Below are 16,127 nucleotides of genomic sequence, written 5' to 3'. Positions count from 1 at the left end.
GTCGGCGTAAGCTGAATTCCGGCCGACCAGCCAAGGTGATGGCCCCAGCAACCACCGCTGTGCCGACTTGTACGAAAGGACCTCCCATGTTGTCCGACTCGTCTGTCACGACCATGCTCCCCGTCAAGGACATGGACCGCGCCCGCGCCTTCTACGAGGGTTGTTTGGGCCTGAAACCCGGAGGCCTTCGGCCCGACGGCAAATTCGTCTATGCGGTGGGCGGCAGCACGCTGTCGCTGTTCCCGAAGCCGGAGGGAACCAAGGCCGACCACACGGCGATCAGCTTCCGGGTCGACGACATCGCCGCCAGCATCGCGAACCTGAAGCGCGCCGGCGTGGTGTTCGAGGACTACGACTACCCCGAGCTGAAGACCGTCGACCACGTCTGCGTGCTCGGCTCGGAGAAGGCGGCGTGGTTCAAGGACACCGAGGGGAACTACCTCTGCATTCACGAAGACATCGGGTAGGCGCAGATGCGTCTTGATTGCCGCAAGGCGGCCTCCTGTCACAGGGAATGTTCGGTCCTGCCACGAGGAAGGCCCTGATAAATTCCGTCGCTCCGACCTCACCTGCCAGGAGCGTTTGATGAAGAAAAAAGAACTGCATCGCGGCCGCCTGATCGACCACATCGGATTGGTCGTTCGCGACCTGGCCGCCAGCAAGACCTTCTACGCTGCCGTCTTCGACGTGCTGAAGATCCCCATGGGTGGCTCCGACGAGCGCAACTTCTGGGCCGATGAGTTGTTCGTGTCGACGCCCGACAGCGAGGAGGTGCGGGGGGAACTGACCGGACGCCATCACATCGCGTTCCAGGCGCAAGACCGGGCCATGGTCGATGCCTTCCACCGGGCTGCACTGGCGCATGGTGGAAGGGACAACGGCGCACCGGGTGAACGTCCCTATCACCCTGGTTACTACGCGGCGTTTGTGCTGGACCCGGATGGCAACAACATCGAGGCGGTGTTTCATGGCGAGTCCGACCGGAGTGCGGCTTCGGTGCGGATTGCGTTTTGAGAACCCGGCTGAGCGAGTTCGTCGCTGACTCGAAAGCTTCAAGCAATGAAATCACCCCCAACCGACTTCTTCATCGACAAAGGGTATCTGCGGCTGGAAGGCTTCCATCCGAAGAAGCAGGTGGCGGGCATCAGGCAGAAGTTGCTTGACGAGCTCAAGCGGCTGAAGGCGTTGCCCGGCGGAAAGAGCCTGTCGGGTTCGCTGCAAAGGCTCCCTCTCTTCCAGCAGATCGGCAAGCTGTCCGCGCTCGTGAAGGTCCCGGGCGTGCATGAGGCACTGGTGACGCCGGACCTCATCGAGTGCGTCATCCGGCTGGGCGGGCGCGCGCCGTCTGCCATCCAGCAAACGCAGCTGCTGCTGTCGCCGCCCAGCCAAGGAACCTGGACGCTCGAGGGATTGAACTGGCATGTCGACATTGCGGCAGGGCCAGAGGACCCGCTGCCGGGAATCCAGGCCTTCTTCCTGATCGACGACGTGGCGCCCCATGGTGGCGCAACCTTGGCACTGGCCGGGTCGCATCGCGCCGGCACGCCGGGGTGGCCTTCGGCCTCTCGACTGCGGGAAGTGCTGAAGGCACCCGGGGACAACATGGATCGCAGTCTTCAGCAGCTGGGCATCGGCATCGTGGAGATGTCCGGGCGCGCAGGCGACGTCTTCCTGATGGACCTGCGTCTCTTGCACACGCCCTCGGTCAACGCGACGAAGAACGTGCGGATGATGGCGACGACTCGCTGCTTCTTCTCCAAGGCCATCTGAAAGCAGAAAGCACAGCCTGCGCGTGACGGGCAGGCTGTCAGGCGCGCGAGCAGTTGGACATAGACTGTTTGGACGACTTCATCCGCAAAAAGAACACGATAAGAATCCAGACTTTCGGCCTCACCGGAGTGTCGCGATGTCCCTGACTTTCCACGATGGAACGAGCCTGCTCTATCGGAATTACACGAATCACAGGGCCTGGAACAACACGGCACTGCTGGGACTGAACCCGGGTCGCAGCTACGACAAGATGCTGATCGACGACTACAACAACGAAGCCAAGATGAGGGAGCTGTTCGCGCGTCCCGGCGCGCAGAACTGCTGCCCGGGCGGCGCCGGCTCCAGCAGGCTGGGCGACTATGTGAATTCGGATGTACGCAACGTGATCGTCGTCAAGGGCCTGCACCAGTGGGTCGAGAAAGTCGGCACGGGCAGCGCGCGCTGGGGTTCCAACTTCCAGCTGCACATCACCTTCGGCCTGGACGGCCAGTTGTGGCACCTGTACGCCACCTACTACGGCGACTCGCAGAAGGTCACGTTCAGCAGCGAGTGCTCGGCCGGCGAAAAGGTCTCGCACACCGACCACGAGGGGTTCAGCAAGCAGGGGCGCAAGAAGTAAAACAAGAGACACGCCCCGGGGCGTGGATGACAGGGCTCATTCCGCATCGGGAGGGCCATCCTTCTTGAGATCGGCGAACTTGGCCGCCATCGTCGGGTTGCCCCGCGTCAGCTTCTTGATGGTCACGTCCTGCGCCTTGTCGTTCGCAAGGCGAAGGTTGCGATCCGTGCTGAGCAGCGCCTCCTTGGTCTTTTGCAGATGGTCGATCGATTTGTCGATCTCTGCGATCGCTTTCTGGAAGTGCCCGACGGCAAGGTCGTAATTCCTTGCGAATGCGGCCTTGAAGGTTTCGAGTTGAGTCTCGAACCTGGTCACGTCGATGTTCTGCGCCTTGACGAGCGCAAGCTCCGACTTGTACTTGAGCGAGTTCATCGCCGCGTTGCGCAGCAGCGTGATGATCGGAAGAAAGAACTGCGGCCGCACGACGTACATCTTCGGATAGCGATGGAACACATCGACGATGCCGGTGTTGTAGAGCTCGCTGTCGGGCTCCAGCAGGGAGACCAGCACCGCGTATTCGCAGCCCTTCTCGATGCGGTCCTTGTCGAGCTCCCTCAGGAAATCTTCGTTCCTGGTCTTCGTGGCGGTGCGATCGCTCTCGTTCTTCATCTCGAACATGATCGAGACGATCTCGGTGCCCGCCTCGTCCGCGTCGCGAAAGACGTAGTCGCCCTTGCTGCCGGTGCGCGCGTCGTTGTCCTTCTCGAAATACGCCCTCGGGAACGCCATCGCGCGGATGCGGTTGAACTCGGTCTCGCAGTGCTGCTCGAGGGTCTCGCCGACCATCTTGGTGGACAGGCGAGCCTTCATGTCCCTCAGGCGCTCGATCGCGTCGTCGCGGTCCTTGATCTGCGTCTCGTACTTGTCCTTGAGCGACTTCTCGGCGAGCTGTTTCTCGAGTTCGGCTCGCCCAAGGCCGCTCTTGAGTTCGTCGCGCTCCTTCTCGACCGCACTCACGGCCTCGGTGACCGCGAGCCGCTGCGCCACCTCGATCGCGTCGAGCTTGGCTTTCAGGGTCTGGATCTCCGCATCCTTTGCGGCGGCGCCCCGCTCCAGTTCGCTGGCGTGCTTGGCCTGGGCCAGCTCGGCGGCAGCGCGCTTGTCCTGCCTGGCTTGTTCGAGTTCGTTGGCGAGCGCATCGCGTTCTTTCTCCACGGCGCTTAGGGCCTCGCTCACGGCAAGCCTTCGCGCGACCTCGCCGGCATCGAGGCTGGCTTTGAGTTGCTGTATCTCGGCGTCCTTGGCTGCAGCAGCCGCTTGCATCTCGCCAGCGGCCTTGGCCTGGGCGAGTTCGACGGCGTTGCGCTTGTCCTGCGCGGCCAGCTCGAGCCGCTCGTGCAGCTGCTTGTCGAACTCGCTGTCGCGAACCTGCTTCAGGATGTCGGCGTACCCGGCCTCGTCGATCTTGAAGGCTTTCCCGCAGTGCGGGCAGATGATTTCATGCATGACTGATTACTCGTTTGTGTGGGGTGCAACCTGCATGCGCGTGGCTGGCCTCGATTCGTTTCATGGCCCGCGCGGGGATTGCTTCAGGGCCGAATCGTGCCACGAGGGCGAATGCCAGGTCCTGGCCGGGCGGCTGCTTGCTGCCGCTGGCCAAGGCTAGACTTGCGCCCTCGGCCAGGACCAGACATTCGCAGCATCTCTCCCCTGCGATCAAGAACAAGTCCCTTCCCCCTGGCCATTGCCCGCTCATGCACTCGACCGGAACCCTGCGCGGCATCGCTGCGATGCTATTGGCTTGCGCCTTCTTCGCCTGCATGGACGCGCTGCTCAAGAGCTTGGCCGGACACTACCCACCGGTGCAGGTGATGGCACTGCGCGGTCTCACGGCTTTGCCCCTGGTGTGCCTCTACATCGCCTGGCGGCGTGAGGCTTCCGGCGTTTTCAACCGCCGGGTGCGTTGGCGTCTGCACCTGCTGCGCACCGTGCTCAACATGACGATGCTCGTGCTCTTCGTCCATGGCCTGAAGACCCTGGGCCTTGCCGAGGCCTACACACTCACTTTCATCGCTCCGCTGCTGATGGTGCTCATCGCCGTGCCGCTGCTTGGCGAGTCGGTCCTGCCGCGGCACTGGGTCGCCATCGGGCTGGGCTTCATCGGTGTCGTCATCGCGCTGCGGCCCGAGCAGGGAGCCTTCCTCTCGGCGGGTGCCGTGGCGATTCTGGTGGCCGCGGTCTGCTATGCGCTGTCGAACGTGCTGGGCCGGCTCATCAGCCGCACCGAATCGAGCGCCGCACTGGTCTTCTGGACCACGGCCGGCATGGCGGTCGGCGGCAGCCTGTTGTCGGCGCCACAATGGGTGCCGATCCAGCCTCAGCACGCGTGGGCGCTTGCAGGCCTGGCCATCAGCGGCTTCCTGGGCCAGATGGCCATCGCCGAGGCCTTCCGCCACGGCCAGGCCGCTGCCATCGCCCCCTTCGAATACAGCGCCCTTGCCTGGGCGCTCGTGCTGGACTGGTTGTTCTGGCAGGCCACGCCCGATGCATGGACGCTGGGCGGCGGCGCGTTGATCATTGCGAGCGGACTGTGGTTGGCGCGGAGCGAGGCGCCGAGGTCTGCGGGGAAGAAGCGGCAGGCGGTCTGAGCCGCGGCGCTCGTTCACGAACTCGATCCCCGGCGCGCGCGCCGGTGCGGTTCATCTGCTTCTGATCGTCGAATTTCTCTGCGCGGCTTGGATCTTCTTCATCGGTACGATGGCGGCTACGGGCGACTGGCTTTAGTTGCAAGCACCACCGGTTTCCGTAGGATTGAAGCGAACCGCCTCCCCGGTTAGGCTCGTCGAAACCGAACAACAGGAGGAGTTCATGCGAAGCATTGCCGCTGCAGCCCTTGCACTGGTGCTCGCGGGTTGCCATGCGATCCCCGCCGCGGAGCGCGAAGCCACCTTGCAGACAAAGAAGGTGTGCTGCACCGACGTGTCCCAGTTCCGCTACGAGAAACTCGCCACCGGGGGCTCCACCCAATTCCCTCTCGACGAAAACTCACCTGTCTTTCGCTTCGACGGCAACAAGAGCTATCTGAAAGGCTTCGAGATCGAGGAGACCGTAAATCGCGGCCTCATGGTGAAGAGTTACTTCAACGGCCCGCTGATCGGACAGTACCTGCATCCGGTCGTGCTTCTGCTCGATCGCCAGTTCAAGCCTCTTCTGGCAGGCCCTCTGAACATGCAGTTCGTCGAAGGCCGGATGTTCGGTGGTGACAACAACGCGCACATGTTCGGAGGGATTCGCATCCCTCCAGCGGCACGCTACATCGTCTTCTACACGCAGCGACTTGCCATTCCTGCAGCCGTTGCCCAACTTCGGCCCGAGGGCAGCATCGCGATGGCCGGCAAGACACCGATTTACGTGTCTTCTTCGAGCGGCAAGAGAATCGAGTTGGAGCGTGCCCCGATCGGAGAACTCGCGATCACGCTGGTACGGTAGGGTTACCGATCATTCATGAGGCAGCTTCATCGCCAGCTACAGGCGGTTCCCGAGAGCCCGAGTGAGACGAAGCCTTGGTACAAGGTCTGGTAGCGCGACTGCTTCCCAGCTTTTGCAGTCAATGCTCTGTCCTTGGCGTTCAGACACCAGTTACATTGGCCTCGACAACCTTTAGGCACCATCCGATGCAACGACGCCGCGCTCTGACGGCTCTATTGCTTATGACCTCCATTGCAGGCCATGCGCAAGATAAGTCCGCTTCAGCCGAATCAGTCGACAATTTGATGGTCGTCCTGCGAGAGTTGCCGCACCAGAACAGACAGACTGATGCACTCATCGCAATCGGCAAGATCGAAGGGACGCTGCCAAACGGAACCAAGTTTGTGGAGTACCCCGCCTGGTTTCAATACATCGGCGATATGCATATCCGGTTTGTCTTTGACAGCCCGAATTCCATGCGTAGCGCATCAATGAAGGACTTGGAGCGCTTCGGTCTCTCACCCGAGAAGGCGGTCGCCGTCGCCATGAATAACGTAAAGAGGGTCTACGGCAATCCTTCTTCCGTGCCATGGAACGACCTACAGCAAGTTAAAGGCAGAGCCCCTGATTTTGATAGCAGCTATTTTCTAGACCGTGAGTTTTGGAGAGGTATCAGCAGAGACCACCGAGACGGCATCGTTGTCGCCGTAGCGAAGCGCGGTGGCCTGTTGTACGCGCCACTAGCAGACGCCAAGGCCGTTTCTGGCCTCCGCAAAGGCATTGCCTTTTTGCATAGCAGCAGTGAAAAGGCGCGCATCTCCTCGGCGCTCTACCTTTTCAAAGATGACAAATGGTCGGTATTTCAACCGCCAGTTCAGTAGTGGTCGCCCTGAGGTTGCAATCAACCAAAACCGGACGCCCGGTCTTCAATCGTCGTCGCGACTCTTAACGATCATGCTACAAGACAGAAGCGAACGAAAACTCCGTGCCGGGCGCGGGCAATTCTTTATCACGAATGCCGGCGTGGCCTGTTCACGCTTCGTGTGCCGACTTCAACTTGGCGCGATCTTCGCGGGCGGGTTATTTGTCACAAGCATCGGCGAAGTTCGATCGCAACCGTCTGAGCTACCAGGCCCTGGCCCGGAGAGGAAGACATCCGTCATTGGGTACGGAAGCGTCGAAGAAGCAATGCGGGCGCTGAAGGAGAAGCCCGGTTCTTCGGTGACGGTCACCAAGCCGGACAGTTGGATCATCATCAACGAGCCAGGACCCTTGTCTACGCAATGGTCGTTCACGCCTGCTGGCCACTACGCGCATCCCGCCGTCGTTCGCCGTGCAATCAAGATTGTCGACAACGGTGATGTCTCCATTGAAACAACAGCCTTGTGCGAAGCGCAGAAAGTGTCTTGCGACAAGTTGATCGGCGAGTTTCGGCAGCTCAATGAGCGCGCCCGACAGTCTGTGCAGAAACGCCTGCAAGACCCAGCGTCTCGCTGACGCGATGCACATATGACAACCGTCGGCCAGGAACGGCCCCTCAGCCCTGGCTCACGCCGGGCTCGATCTTCCGCCCATAGATGCACTGGGCAACCAGACTGGCCACCCCGCCAGCAGCGCCGTAGAGACCGTAGATGTATGGGCTGTCGAGGCTCACGTAGAGGTAGACCAACGCGCCCAGTGGCAAGAACACAGAGGCAGCGACCCAATACCACCCCGGTTTCTCGAACTCCCTGCGGCTGCGCCCGAGGAGGCGCTCGATGACCAGGGACGCCACGAAAACGAGGCACACCACCACAAGTACGGGCAGGATCAAGAGCATTCCGGACGGTAAATCAAGGCGCAGACGTCCCAGCTGGACCACCGGCCAGGAGTTCAGCCGTGCACCATGGCTCGATGTCTTCAGGTCGACGCCGAAATGCTTTGCAAATCGGTGCTTCGCGTCCGCGATGGTCGTGGGCATGCTGGTGTTGGCGGAGGAGGCAGGCATGATCCCAAGTCCGCTCCGAGCCCTTTGTGCCTTCATCTCGTACGGCTACAGTCGGCCAAGAGGAGACTTTCGATGCGTGAAAACAAAGCCTCTCTGATCTCGCGAAAATTGCGCCGCTTCTGCACTGTTGCGCTTGGACTTCTGGCTGGAGTAACTCTCGCAACATCACCGCGAGCTGCAGAAGACCCAACGAACCAGGTCGCACCACCGAACGCTTCGGTGTACCGAAACATCGCCGGTCGCGATCTTCGAGTTTTCGAGTTTCCGCCTGCAGACGTCGCGGGTAGTGCGCGGCCTGCCATCCTCTTGGTACAAGGCGGCGCATGGTCGCGCGGTAGCCCCGAACAGCTCTTCAGATCGGCGCGATACTTTTCTGAAAAGGGGTTTGTATCCGTGGTTCTCGAGTACAGACTGGCGGATGCAACGAATTCGCCAGTCGAATCGTTCTCAGACGTTTGCTCCGCGCTCGCGTTCCTGAGAAAGAATGCCGGCAGGCTTGGCCTTGCGCCATCGAGGGTGGCAGTCTGGGGAATCTCGTCGAGTGGCCAACTCGTGGCGTCTGCGGCGACGGTCGGCTGCGATTCTCCAGAGGGTAGTTCTGGCAACAGCGGTCCCGACGCAATACTGCTCGTCTCACCCGTAGTGGATGCCGTCTCAGACGGGTTGTTTCGTGATCTGATGAAAGGACACGGAAAGCCTTCGTCTTTGTCCCCCACACATACTTTGACCAGAAGTATTGCTCCGACTCTCATCATGCAGGGCGACGCAGATCACACCACCCCGATCGAGCGGAGCAGGGTGTTCTGCGAGCGAGCGCGAGGCTTGGGAAGCCGGTGCGAACTTATCGCTCTTGAAGGACAGGGGCACGTGCTTGACAGGCCAACTAGAGACGGCGTGTTGGATCGTCAGGCTAGGTTTCTACGAGAGATATGGCAATGAGATGCTTGACGTCCAATAAGACTGCTCGCAGCGCCGTTTGTTGTCGACGCTGTACGGCTGCTCTGGGCCCCTAAGTCGTCGTCGGCAACGCCTCGAAGCGGTTGCAGGTGACGGCCTCGCCGCCAAACTCCAGTTCGAGCGCAATGCGAACAAGTGCAGGATAGGCAAACCAGTACTGACGACGAAGGGCATCACTCACAAACTGGCCACCCAGTTCCGAGCGGTAATAGCGTTCATGCCATGCATCAAGCCGCTCACCGTCGATTCGCCGGAGTCGCTTTCGATAATGAGTCATGAGTGCCGCAAACTGGCCTCGGGTCTTGATGCCGAGTTTCGCGAGCTCAGGCAGAAGCTCTTCGAACGAAGCCTCGCCATAGTCGTTCTTCTTCGGGAAAATCTTCCTCATCGAGGATCGGATCAGCGCCGGAGTGAGCGATTCGGCGGCTCGAAGTCTTCGTGCAGAAATCGGCATTTCCATCCGTCGATCAGTTGCGTTGAATCGCCTCTTGATTGCTGTCTCGGTGTTCGGCAGGCCGCTACGCTCGAAACCAGATCTTGAGCGTCACATACATCGCATAACCAAGGCCAAGCACCATCCACGTCAGGAAGAACACGTTGGCCCAGTACTCCCCAGCCTGGGTCGCAAGGGTGTAGACCTGCATCTTGCAAGCCTTGCCGAGACACGACACCTCACCTTGAATCAGTGCGCGCAACAAGGCGAACAGGAGGCAGCACCCCAAGACTGCGGTCACCAGGAATCCCACTGGCCCCACGATTCCTTCGGTGCGTTCGCCGCTCTCGCTCCACCGCCCCTTCCGAAGCAAGTTCTGCCCGAACTTGTACCAGGCAAATCCGAGCAGGAGCATCAGCGAGTAGTAGATGACAGTACGCATGTTCAGCGATTCGTTGTGCTGCGAGGCAGTGGAAAGTGGGGTGACGGGATGCTATCCGACCAACGCGTGCGCACAGGGCTCCGGAGCAAGCTCACCACGCTCCCGGCCAACGCGGCCAGGGCCGCCATCCCCAGCCCCCAGTGCACCGCGTTGTGCCGCGACAGCAACGCGAATGCCAGGCTCATCCCCAGGCTGCCGAGCGTCAGCCCCGTGAGCCGCGCCGTGCCTTGGGCGCCACCGGCGGCGCCGCTGCGCTCCTTGGGCGCCGAGAGCAGCATGTTCTGGTTGTTGGGCGTCTGGAAGAAGCCGAAGCCCAGGCCGGCGAGGCTCGTGAACACCGCGATCGGCAACATCGAGTTGCCGTGCAGCGGCCACAGCGCGCACAGGGCGAGGCCCAGCGCGAAACACGCACTCCCTGCCGCGCACAGCCACGCTGTCGGCACGCGTTCGGCCAGGCGTGCCGACAGCGGCGCGGCCAGCATCACCGCCAGGGGCCAGGGGGTCATCAAGAGGCCGGCGGTCACCGCGCTCTGGCCGAGTTCGTGCTGGATGTAGAACGGCAGCGCCACAAGGGCGGCCATCTGGCCGGTGAAGCAGCACACGGAAGCGATGACCGAGACCCGAAAGGAATGCACGCGCAGCAGGTCGAGCGGAATCAACGGTGCCGCCTTGGGCATCTCACGCCGTATCAGCAGGATCATGCAAATGACCGACAACCCGAGCAACGCACCACCTTGCAACGGATGCATCACGAGCCGGTCGCTTCCCATGACGAAGGCAGCGAACAAGGCCGCGTTGAGCGCGATGCTCCACACGTCGATCTGGCGCGCCGAGCGCGGCGGGCTCGGCAACCCTGCGCAGGCGGCAAGCACGACAAGGCCGATCGGCAGGTTCACCGCAAAGAGCCACTGCCAGCCTGCCGCGGAGAGTATGAAAGCGCCAAGGGTGGGGCCCGCCGCCGAAGCGGCCGCGACGGCAAGCGCGTTCCAGGCGATGGAGCGCGCCAGCAATCGACGTGGATAGGTGAAGCGCAGCAACGCCAGTCCAAGGGGCATCACGGCCGCACTGCCCAGGCCCTGAAGGCACCGTGCGGCCACGAGCCATGGCAGCGACGGGGCCAACGCGCACAGCACCGACGCCGCGGTGAACAACGCAACGCCGCCGGCGAACACGCGCCGATAGCCGAACCGCTCCCCGACGGCAGACGCCGGCAACAGGAACATGACCACGGCCAGCTGGTAGGCAGTGACGATCCAGACGGCATCGGCGGGTGTCGCCTGCAATTGCTGCGCGATGATCGGCAGCGCGATGTTGGCGATGGCGCTGTCGAGCACCACCAGCACGCCCGCCCCCAGGATCGCGGCGACGGCTGCAAGGCGCCGGGGCAGCGGCAGGCCATCGGCGTCGTGCGCCGCATTCGCCTCTTGGGTCTGGACGGTGCGGGCCGAAGTGGAAGAAGCATTCGGTTGAAGCGTGGATGACAACATGATTGGCAACTGGAGGAGGCACGCTTTATCGCGTCAGGTCAGCTTAGGACCGCGCACACGGCTTGCCCAGCGCGTGGCGCGCAGCTTGTTCCTGCATGCGACGCCTGTCGAAACTGGCGCAGCCGTGATAGCTTGCGGGCCATGCCAACAGACACCGACCTGAACCTGCTGTTTGCGTTGAACGCCCTCCTTTCCGAGGGCAGCGTCGCGAAAGCCGCCGAGCGCCTGGGCCTGAGCGAGTCGGCCATGAGCCGCGCGCTCGCGCGGTTGCGGGAATCGACCGGGGATGAGCTCCTGGTGCGCGCGGGTCGCGCGATGGTGCTCACGCCGCATGCGCTGGCACTGCGCGATCGCGCGAGGGAGCTGGTGCAGGAATCACGCGCGGTGCTTCACCCCGCAGGCGCGGACTTGGACCCGCGCACACTCCAGCACCTCTTCACCATACGGGCCAACGACGGCTTCATCGAGGGCTTCGCGCATCAGCTGGTGGCGCGCGCCGCGCACGAGGCGCCCGGCGTTCGACTGCGCTTCGCACCCAAGCCCAACAAGGACGTTCGCCCCCTGCGCGAAGGATTGATCGATCTGGACATCGGCGTGCTCGGTGAGTCCGGCCCCGAGGTGCGGGTGCAGGCGCTGTTTCGCGACCACTTCGTCGCCGTGGTGCGCGAGAGCCATCCCCTGCTCGCCGGGCCCGCGATCACTGCCGAGCGCTACGCGGCCTGCGACCACGTGGTCACTTCGCGCCACGGCCGGACCGAGGGGCCGGTGGACGTTGCGCTCGCAGCGATGGGCCTGGTGCGCAATGCGGCGGTCGTCGTGCCCAGCTTCAGCACCGCCTTGTCGATCGCGGCCGCGACCGATCTGGTGGCACTGATCCCGTCCTCTTACTTCGAACACCTGAGGGCGCGGGGCACGCTGCGCTCGTTTCCACTGCCGATGCCCACGGAGCAGATCACCGTCTCGCAGATGTGGCATCCGCGTCTCGATCGGGATCCTGCGCATCGGTGGCTGCGCGGGGTGGTGCTGGAGGTTTGCCGGCCGTTGAACGAACGGACGAAGGCGCCGTGATTGCGTTCGAGCATCGACCTTGAACGCCGGCTTCGTCACAGAGCCCTGCCTGGCAGAAACCGAGGCTCCGTTGTCATTGCCGCATCCGTCCGCAACTCCTAGACTCGCTGCGCGTTCCACGCCCTGAACACGTCGGGGCCCCCTCCCACCGTTTTTTCAGGAATGCCTTGCATCAAGGAGTGAGCAGCATGTCAAAGCTTCGATTGAGGATCTCGATGTCGCTGGACGGTTTCGTCGCCGGTCCAAACCAGAGTTTGAAAGAGCCGCTAGGCACTGGTGGCGAGCAATTGCACAAGTGGGTGTTCGACCTGGAAGCCTGGCGGCGCCCGCATGGCATGGAGGGCGGCGTGGTGAACGAGAGCACGCCGGTGATGGAGGAAGAACTCGCCAACATCGGCGCGACCATCATGGGCCGCAACATGTTCGGCGGCGGCCCGGGGCCGTGGAACACGACCGATCCCTGGGATGGCTGGTGGGGCCGCAATCCGCCGTTTCGCCATCCGGTGTTTGTGCTGACGCATCACGCGCGCGAGCCGCTGGTGATGGAGGGCGGCACGACCTTCACGTTCGTCACCGATGGGATCGAAAGCGCGCTGGACCAGGCCCGACGTGCGGCGGGCGAAAAAGACGTGGCTCTCGCGGGCGGTGCCCATGTTGCGCGACAGTATCTGAAGGCGGGCCTGGTCGATGAAGTGCAGCTTCACCTGGCGCCCACGCTGCTCGGTGGCGGTGAACGCTTGTTCGAGGACGCCGATGCCCTGAAGGGCCTGGCCATGGTGAAGACGGTCGCGACGCCGGATGTGGTGCATCTGAAATTCGCGAGGAAGTAGAAGGCATCGATCATTCTGGAGACTGCGTATCGACGTATCTTGAGAACGTGATCTGGATTGCGGCAGAGAGAGTTGATGCGCTTCGCGTAATGGCTTGTGCGCCCCTGGTGCGGCGCGCAAAATCGCACTCCCGATCTGGAGGATGGAACATGACGATTCCGTACTTTGTCCTGACGCGCGATCAACGCGAAGTTCCTCTGAATGTGCTTGGCACGCACGTCACCGTCCTGGCTTCGAATGCGGCAACCCAAAGCTATGGGATCACCTTTCAACAGGGTAGCGAGGGAACCGGCCCGCCGCCGCACAGCCACGATTGGGACGAATCCTTCTACGTCCTCGACGGCGAGATCGACTTTCACTGCGACGGGCGCGTTCACGCGTGCCATCCTGGAACGCTCGTGCACGTGCCGCGCGGAACGGTGCACGGTTTTCAGTACGGCAAGGGTGGTGGGCGGATGCTGGAGATCACGGGGCAAGGCGCGTTGGCCGCTCAGATGTTTACCGCTGTCGATCATGAGGTTCCAGCGGGGCCGCCTGATGTTCCGACACTGCTGGCTGTTCTTGAACGCCATGGGGTCACTGTGGCGGGTTGAGCGGCGCGTTGGGTTCGCTCAGCGCCGAAAAGCGGCCATAACCAGACACTCACTGAGGCGCCCGAATTCACGTGGAACCCGACGTTCGCGGCGCATTTACAACAAGAGGGGCTCCAGAAACGCGGCGTTATTTTCTACACCGCATCTTCCGGCATGCCATCAACACCAAATTCCACACCGCGTTCTTCCAGCTTCGCGCGCGCTGCGTGGTGCACTACTCCGCGTTTGCGCGTATCAGACTCCAACAGCCTGCGCAGGGTGGCGTGGCTGACATTGGCATTGCGCACCACTTGAACACGTACGCCCCAGAATTTGTCATTCGCAAAACGATCCAAGATCATTTCGTCTGCATCCGGGTTCATTGCCGCCACGGCACGTATGGATTGATTGGGGTCAGTCAAAAAAGGCTCAAGCTCAACCGCATTGGCCGCAGCACTGGCAGCAATGTAGCGACGCTCCTCTGCATTTTTCTGTTCCGTTGTCTTTTTGACCATTGCTCTCTCAAAGGTATGAAGCTCATCTAGCTTCGCATACGCCATGGCTGATGCATACGAATTCCAGCTGCGCTTGTCGGGTAACCATCCTAAGGTTGGATCCGTCATCCAAGGGTTCGAGTGACCGCTTTACGCCCTCGACGACGGTGGGTATGGGGCCGAAGCAGTCATAAGGACGACTCGAAAGCGGTCATCCGACTGATGCAGTGTGACCCTTCAGTCGCCGCTATGAACTAGCAGAAGGCATGCACGCCGATGAAAAATCGACCTCAATCTCCAGCGGCGATGCACGTTTCAGCGCCTGTCGCTGCTCGACAATTTTCTTACTCGAGGACTTGGTGAATTGAGGTACGTCGTACGTGAAAGTTGGGAGACCTTGGCTTGCTGCAGTAGATCGGCGGTGGTCTGAGCGAACTGCTCCACATCAAAGCTTTTCGGCCGTCGCTTAGCTTGCGTAATTCTGTAAACCGCGATTCGCAACGCCTCTGCATATGCAGTAAGTTGCCCTTTCGGCGTGAGATTTTTTATCTCGTGCCAGTCGAGTTGGCCAACACTCCAGACCTCTTTCGCCTTGTGCCGATACGACACGTAGCCGTCGGCCTTTGCAAAGAAATTGCTATGACTCCACGATGCGAAGTCCGCCACCTCAAGCAATAGAACAAATCCTTCAATGGATGAGCCGAATGACATGGGAAAGAGAGCGTCGCTCAAGTGTGCGTCGATGGCCGGCGTGTAAAGCTTCCACCGACCTTTTTCCGTCTGCCAGTGCTCGGCCGGCCATGCATTGCTCTCCGCCTTCTGTGCCCCCAGGTGCAGCACCTCGATGCCAGCGGTGAGAAAAGTCCGAAAGCGCATGTGTTCACTCCTCCTGGCTGGACTCGGTCAACTGATTGTTTTCCGAGACTGGTTCAGTGCGCCCGCGCTACGTGAGGCGAAGGCTGATCGACCGGTCCTGGCCGATAGTACCTATTCGCGATAGTGCACCGACTGTCTGCAACCAATCTGAAGCCGAGGTCGAAACATCAAGTGGGCGTCTCCTCGTAGTCGATTTACGTCAGCCCGACATATCTCTCGAAGACCTGCCCGCCACCGAATTGCAATCACCTCAGCTTTCACACCTCCCCGCAATCCACTCCCTCACCCACCGATGCCCCGCATCCCGATGCCGCCGCTCATGCCACAGCATCGCCATCTCATACCCCGGCACCTCCAGCGGCGCCTCCACCACCCGTAGCCCCGGCGCACCGCGCGCCAATCGCTCGGGCAGCATCGCCACCATGTCGGTCTCGGCCAGCACCGACATCATGAAAAGAAAGTGCGGCACCGACAGCGCCACGCGCCTCGTCAACCCCATCTGTGCCAGCGCATCGTCCGTCGGCCCGACGAAGCCGCCGCCGCTCATCGACACCACCACGTGCTCCATCGCGCAGAACTGCGCCAGTGTCGGCCGCCGCTTCAGCCGCGGATGCCCTGCCCTCCCCGCCAGCACATAGCGCTCGTTGAATAGCACCCGCCGGTGCAGCCCGGGCGGCGCGCCCACGCTCGTATGAAAGAACAGATCGATCTCCCCATGCTCCAGCTGCCGCGCCATGCGCGACGGCACCGCCTCCACCACGGCCAGCCGCGTGTTCGGCGCCGCCTTGCGCAGCCCGGCCAGCGCCGGCAGCAGGATCGCCGACTCGGCATAGTCGGCCGCAGCCACGCGCCAGGTGGTGGTCGCCTCGGCAGGGTCGAAGGGCTTGGTCGACGCCACCGCGCGCCCCAGTGACTCCAGCGCTTCGCGCAACGGCTCGCGCAGTTCGTCGGCACGCGCCGTAGGCCGCATGCCGCGCTGAGCGGGCACCAGCAGCGGGTCGGCGAAGGCCTCGCGCAGCTTGGCGAGCTGCACGCTCACCGAGGGCTGCGACAGGTTCAATCGCTCGGCGGCGCGGGTGACGTTGCGTTCGGCGAGCAGCACGTCGAGCGTGATCAACAGGTTGAGGTCGAGGCGGCTGAAATTGTTCATGGCAATGGCTGGAATTTGAACTATTCATTTCCAA

General features: G+C 62.1%; 20 protein-coding genes. 12 read left to right on the top strand and 8 right to left on the bottom strand.

Annotated elements, in window-relative coordinates:
• The first annotated feature begins 86 nt into the window (after positions 1 to 86).
• The 4 genes from ACSFA7_RS19285 to ACSFA7_RS19270 all read left to right on the top strand — a co-directional run bounded on the left by ACSFA7_RS19285 (position 87) and on the right by ACSFA7_RS19270 (position 2,389).
• Positions 87 to 467: a VOC family protein gene (locus ACSFA7_RS19285; RefSeq protein ID WP_435500876.1), complete on the top strand. Its 381-nt coding sequence runs from the start codon at positions 87 to 89 to the stop codon at positions 465 to 467.
• Positions 468 to 585: 118 nt separating this feature from the next.
• Positions 586 to 1,014 carry a VOC family protein gene (locus ACSFA7_RS19280; RefSeq protein WP_435500875.1) on the top strand — a complete coding sequence of 143 codons (429 nt, stop codon included), beginning with the start codon at positions 586 to 588 and terminating at the stop codon, positions 1,012 to 1,014.
• Between the two features lie 45 nt (positions 1,015 to 1,059).
• The gene (locus ACSFA7_RS19275) at positions 1,060 to 1,770 is read left to right on the top strand and encodes a phytanoyl-CoA dioxygenase family protein (protein WP_435500874.1); all 711 of its coding nucleotides are present in this window, start codon (positions 1,060 to 1,062) and stop codon (positions 1,768 to 1,770) included.
• Positions 1,771 to 1,906: 136 nt separating this feature from the next.
• Positions 1,907 to 2,389 carry a hypothetical protein gene (locus ACSFA7_RS19270; RefSeq protein ID WP_435500873.1) on the top strand — a complete coding sequence of 161 codons (483 nt, stop codon included), beginning with the start codon at positions 1,907 to 1,909 and terminating at the stop codon, positions 2,387 to 2,389.
• Positions 2,390 to 2,425: 36 nt separating this feature from the next.
• On the opposite strand, the gene ACSFA7_RS19265 is transcribed toward ACSFA7_RS19270, so the two are convergent.
• Positions 2,426 to 3,835 carry a DUF2130 domain-containing protein gene (locus ACSFA7_RS19265; RefSeq protein ID WP_435500872.1) on the bottom strand — a complete coding sequence of 470 codons (1,410 nt, stop codon included), beginning with the start codon at positions 3,833 to 3,835 and terminating at the stop codon, positions 2,426 to 2,428.
• A 248-nt stretch (positions 3,836 to 4,083) separates the two neighbouring features.
• On the opposite strand from ACSFA7_RS19265, the gene ACSFA7_RS19260 reads away from it, so the two are divergent.
• The 4 genes from ACSFA7_RS19260 (at position 4,084) to ACSFA7_RS19245 (ending at position 7,294) form a co-directional block, all read left to right on the top strand.
• The gene (locus ACSFA7_RS19260; protein WP_435500871.1) at positions 4,084 to 4,977 is read left to right on the top strand and encodes a DMT family transporter; all 894 of its coding nucleotides are present in this window, start codon (positions 4,084 to 4,086) and stop codon (positions 4,975 to 4,977) included.
• A gap of 220 nt (positions 4,978 to 5,197) precedes the next feature.
• Positions 5,198 to 5,818, top strand: a complete 621-nt coding sequence (locus ACSFA7_RS19255; RefSeq protein WP_435500870.1) for a hypothetical protein — start codon at positions 5,198 to 5,200, stop codon at positions 5,816 to 5,818.
• Positions 5,819 to 6,003: 185 nt separating this feature from the next.
• Positions 6,004 to 6,678, top strand: a complete 675-nt coding sequence (locus tag ACSFA7_RS19250; RefSeq protein ID WP_435500869.1) for a DUF1444 domain-containing protein — start codon at positions 6,004 to 6,006, stop codon at positions 6,676 to 6,678.
• A complete protein-coding gene (locus ACSFA7_RS19245; protein WP_435500868.1) occupies positions 6,641 to 7,294 on the top strand; it encodes a hypothetical protein in 654 nt (217 codons plus the stop codon). Before ACSFA7_RS19250 ends, ACSFA7_RS19245 begins: the two co-directional genes overlap by 38 nt.
• Before the next feature lie 40 nt (positions 7,295 to 7,334).
• On the opposite strand, the gene ACSFA7_RS19240 is transcribed toward ACSFA7_RS19245, so the two are convergent.
• Positions 7,335 to 7,757: a hypothetical protein gene (locus ACSFA7_RS19240; protein ID WP_435501322.1), complete on the bottom strand. Its 423-nt coding sequence runs from the start codon at positions 7,755 to 7,757 to the stop codon at positions 7,335 to 7,337.
• Between ACSFA7_RS19240 and ACSFA7_RS19235 the strand changes: the two genes are divergently transcribed.
• Positions 7,683 to 8,723 carry an alpha/beta hydrolase gene (locus ACSFA7_RS19235; RefSeq protein ID WP_435500867.1) on the top strand — a complete coding sequence of 347 codons (1,041 nt, stop codon included), beginning with the start codon at positions 7,683 to 7,685 and terminating at the stop codon, positions 8,721 to 8,723. The two genes, ACSFA7_RS19240 and ACSFA7_RS19235, sit on opposite strands and share 75 nt — an antisense overlap.
• A 70-nt stretch (positions 8,724 to 8,793) precedes the next feature.
• On the opposite strand, the gene ACSFA7_RS19230 is transcribed toward ACSFA7_RS19235, so the two are convergent.
• Genes ACSFA7_RS19230 through ACSFA7_RS19220 form a run of 3 tightly spaced genes read right to left on the bottom strand, consistent with a single transcriptional unit; the run spans position 8,794 to position 11,103 of the window.
• Positions 8,794 to 9,201, bottom strand: a complete 408-nt coding sequence (locus tag ACSFA7_RS19230; protein ID WP_435500866.1) for a hypothetical protein — start codon at positions 9,199 to 9,201, stop codon at positions 8,794 to 8,796.
• A 58-nt stretch (positions 9,202 to 9,259) separates the two neighbouring features.
• On the bottom strand, positions 9,260 to 9,616 hold the full coding sequence (locus tag ACSFA7_RS19225; protein WP_435500865.1) for a hypothetical protein: 357 nt from the start codon (positions 9,614 to 9,616) through the stop codon (positions 9,260 to 9,262).
• Between the two features lie 2 nt (positions 9,617 to 9,618).
• Positions 9,619 to 11,103 carry an MFS transporter gene (locus ACSFA7_RS19220; protein WP_435500864.1) on the bottom strand — a complete coding sequence of 495 codons (1,485 nt, stop codon included), beginning with the start codon at positions 11,101 to 11,103 and terminating at the stop codon, positions 9,619 to 9,621.
• Between the two features lie 141 nt (positions 11,104 to 11,244).
• Between ACSFA7_RS19220 and ACSFA7_RS19215 the strand changes: the two genes are divergently transcribed.
• From ACSFA7_RS19215 to ACSFA7_RS19205, 3 genes are all read left to right on the top strand, one after another.
• The gene (locus ACSFA7_RS19215; protein ID WP_435500863.1) at positions 11,245 to 12,171 is read left to right on the top strand and encodes a LysR family transcriptional regulator; all 927 of its coding nucleotides are present in this window, start codon (positions 11,245 to 11,247) and stop codon (positions 12,169 to 12,171) included.
• 188 nt (positions 12,172 to 12,359) lie between these two features.
• Positions 12,360 to 13,001 carry a dihydrofolate reductase family protein gene (locus ACSFA7_RS19210; protein WP_435500862.1) on the top strand — a complete coding sequence of 214 codons (642 nt, stop codon included), beginning with the start codon at positions 12,360 to 12,362 and terminating at the stop codon, positions 12,999 to 13,001.
• 149 nt (positions 13,002 to 13,150) lie between these two features.
• Positions 13,151 to 13,594 carry a cupin domain-containing protein gene (locus tag ACSFA7_RS19205; RefSeq protein WP_435500861.1) on the top strand — a complete coding sequence of 148 codons (444 nt, stop codon included), beginning with the start codon at positions 13,151 to 13,153 and terminating at the stop codon, positions 13,592 to 13,594.
• A gap of 134 nt (positions 13,595 to 13,728) precedes the next feature.
• Here the strand turns inward: ACSFA7_RS19205 and ACSFA7_RS19200 are convergent, their stop codons facing one another.
• The 3 genes from ACSFA7_RS19200 to ACSFA7_RS19190 all read right to left on the bottom strand — a co-directional run bounded on the left by ACSFA7_RS19200 (position 13,729) and on the right by ACSFA7_RS19190 (position 16,093).
• Positions 13,729 to 14,196, bottom strand: coding sequence for a hypothetical protein (locus ACSFA7_RS19200; RefSeq protein WP_435500860.1), 468 nt, complete (start codon positions 14,194 to 14,196; stop codon positions 13,729 to 13,731).
• A 186-nt stretch (positions 14,197 to 14,382) separates the two neighbouring features.
• The gene (locus ACSFA7_RS19195; RefSeq protein WP_435500859.1) at positions 14,383 to 14,943 is read right to left on the bottom strand and encodes a hypothetical protein; all 561 of its coding nucleotides are present in this window, start codon (positions 14,941 to 14,943) and stop codon (positions 14,383 to 14,385) included.
• 250 nt (positions 14,944 to 15,193) lie between these two features.
• Positions 15,194 to 16,093: a LysR family transcriptional regulator gene (locus ACSFA7_RS19190; RefSeq protein ID WP_435500858.1), complete on the bottom strand. Its 900-nt coding sequence runs from the start codon at positions 16,091 to 16,093 to the stop codon at positions 15,194 to 15,196.
• Positions 16,094 to 16,127 lie beyond the last annotated feature (34 nt).

The sequence above is a fragment of the Variovorax trehalosi genome, from assembly GCF_051216415.1.
In the GTDB taxonomy this organism is placed as follows: Bacteria; Pseudomonadota; Gammaproteobacteria; order Burkholderiales; family Burkholderiaceae_C; genus Variovorax.
The sequence above is the reverse complement of the archived record's forward strand: the minus strand, read 5'-3'. Positions and strand labels throughout refer to the sequence as shown.

Excerpts from the sequence above, each read along its gene's own strand:
- ACSFA7_RS19265 (WP_435500872.1), bottom strand. The coding sequence starts at position 3,835 with ATGCATGAAATCATCTGCCCGCACTGCGGGAAAGCCTTCAAGATCGAC.
- ACSFA7_RS19230 (WP_435500866.1), bottom strand. The coding sequence starts at position 9,201 with ATGGAAATGCCGATTTCTGCACGAAGACTTCGAGCCGCCGAATCGCTC.
- ACSFA7_RS19240 (WP_435501322.1), bottom strand. The coding sequence starts at position 7,757 with ATGCCCACGACCATCGCGGACGCGAAGCACCGATTTGCAAAGCATTTC.
- ACSFA7_RS19225 (WP_435500865.1), bottom strand. The coding sequence starts at position 9,616 with ATGCGTACTGTCATCTACTACTCGCTGATGCTCCTGCTCGGATTTGCC.
- ACSFA7_RS19205 (WP_435500861.1), top strand. The coding sequence starts at position 13,151 with ATGACGATTCCGTACTTTGTCCTGACGCGCGATCAACGCGAAGTTCCT.
- ACSFA7_RS19195 (WP_435500859.1), bottom strand. The coding sequence starts at position 14,943 with ATGCGCTTTCGGACTTTTCTCACCGCTGGCATCGAGGTGCTGCACCTG.
- ACSFA7_RS19260 (WP_435500871.1), top strand. The coding sequence starts at position 4,084 with ATGCACTCGACCGGAACCCTGCGCGGCATCGCTGCGATGCTATTGGCT.
- ACSFA7_RS19270 (WP_435500873.1), top strand. The coding sequence starts at position 1,907 with ATGTCCCTGACTTTCCACGATGGAACGAGCCTGCTCTATCGGAATTAC.
- ACSFA7_RS19250 (WP_435500869.1), top strand. The coding sequence starts at position 6,004 with ATGCAACGACGCCGCGCTCTGACGGCTCTATTGCTTATGACCTCCATT.
- ACSFA7_RS19235 (WP_435500867.1), top strand. The coding sequence starts at position 7,683 with ATGGCTCGATGTCTTCAGGTCGACGCCGAAATGCTTTGCAAATCGGTG.
- ACSFA7_RS19280 (WP_435500875.1), top strand. The coding sequence starts at position 586 with ATGAAGAAAAAAGAACTGCATCGCGGCCGCCTGATCGACCACATCGGA.
- ACSFA7_RS19210 (WP_435500862.1), top strand. The coding sequence starts at position 12,360 with ATGTCAAAGCTTCGATTGAGGATCTCGATGTCGCTGGACGGTTTCGTC.
- ACSFA7_RS19245 (WP_435500868.1), top strand. The coding sequence starts at position 6,641 with ATGACAAATGGTCGGTATTTCAACCGCCAGTTCAGTAGTGGTCGCCCT.
- ACSFA7_RS19220 (WP_435500864.1), bottom strand. The coding sequence starts at position 11,103 with ATGTTGTCATCCACGCTTCAACCGAATGCTTCTTCCACTTCGGCCCGC.
- ACSFA7_RS19200 (WP_435500860.1), bottom strand. The coding sequence starts at position 14,196 with ATGACGGATCCAACCTTAGGATGGTTACCCGACAAGCGCAGCTGGAAT.
- ACSFA7_RS19255 (WP_435500870.1), top strand. The coding sequence starts at position 5,198 with ATGCGAAGCATTGCCGCTGCAGCCCTTGCACTGGTGCTCGCGGGTTGC.
- ACSFA7_RS19285 (WP_435500876.1), top strand. The coding sequence starts at position 87 with ATGTTGTCCGACTCGTCTGTCACGACCATGCTCCCCGTCAAGGACATG.
- ACSFA7_RS19275 (WP_435500874.1), top strand. The coding sequence starts at position 1,060 with ATGAAATCACCCCCAACCGACTTCTTCATCGACAAAGGGTATCTGCGG.
- ACSFA7_RS19190 (WP_435500858.1), bottom strand. The coding sequence starts at position 16,093 with ATGAACAATTTCAGCCGCCTCGACCTCAACCTGTTGATCACGCTCGAC.
- ACSFA7_RS19215 (WP_435500863.1), top strand. The coding sequence starts at position 11,245 with ATGCCAACAGACACCGACCTGAACCTGCTGTTTGCGTTGAACGCCCTC.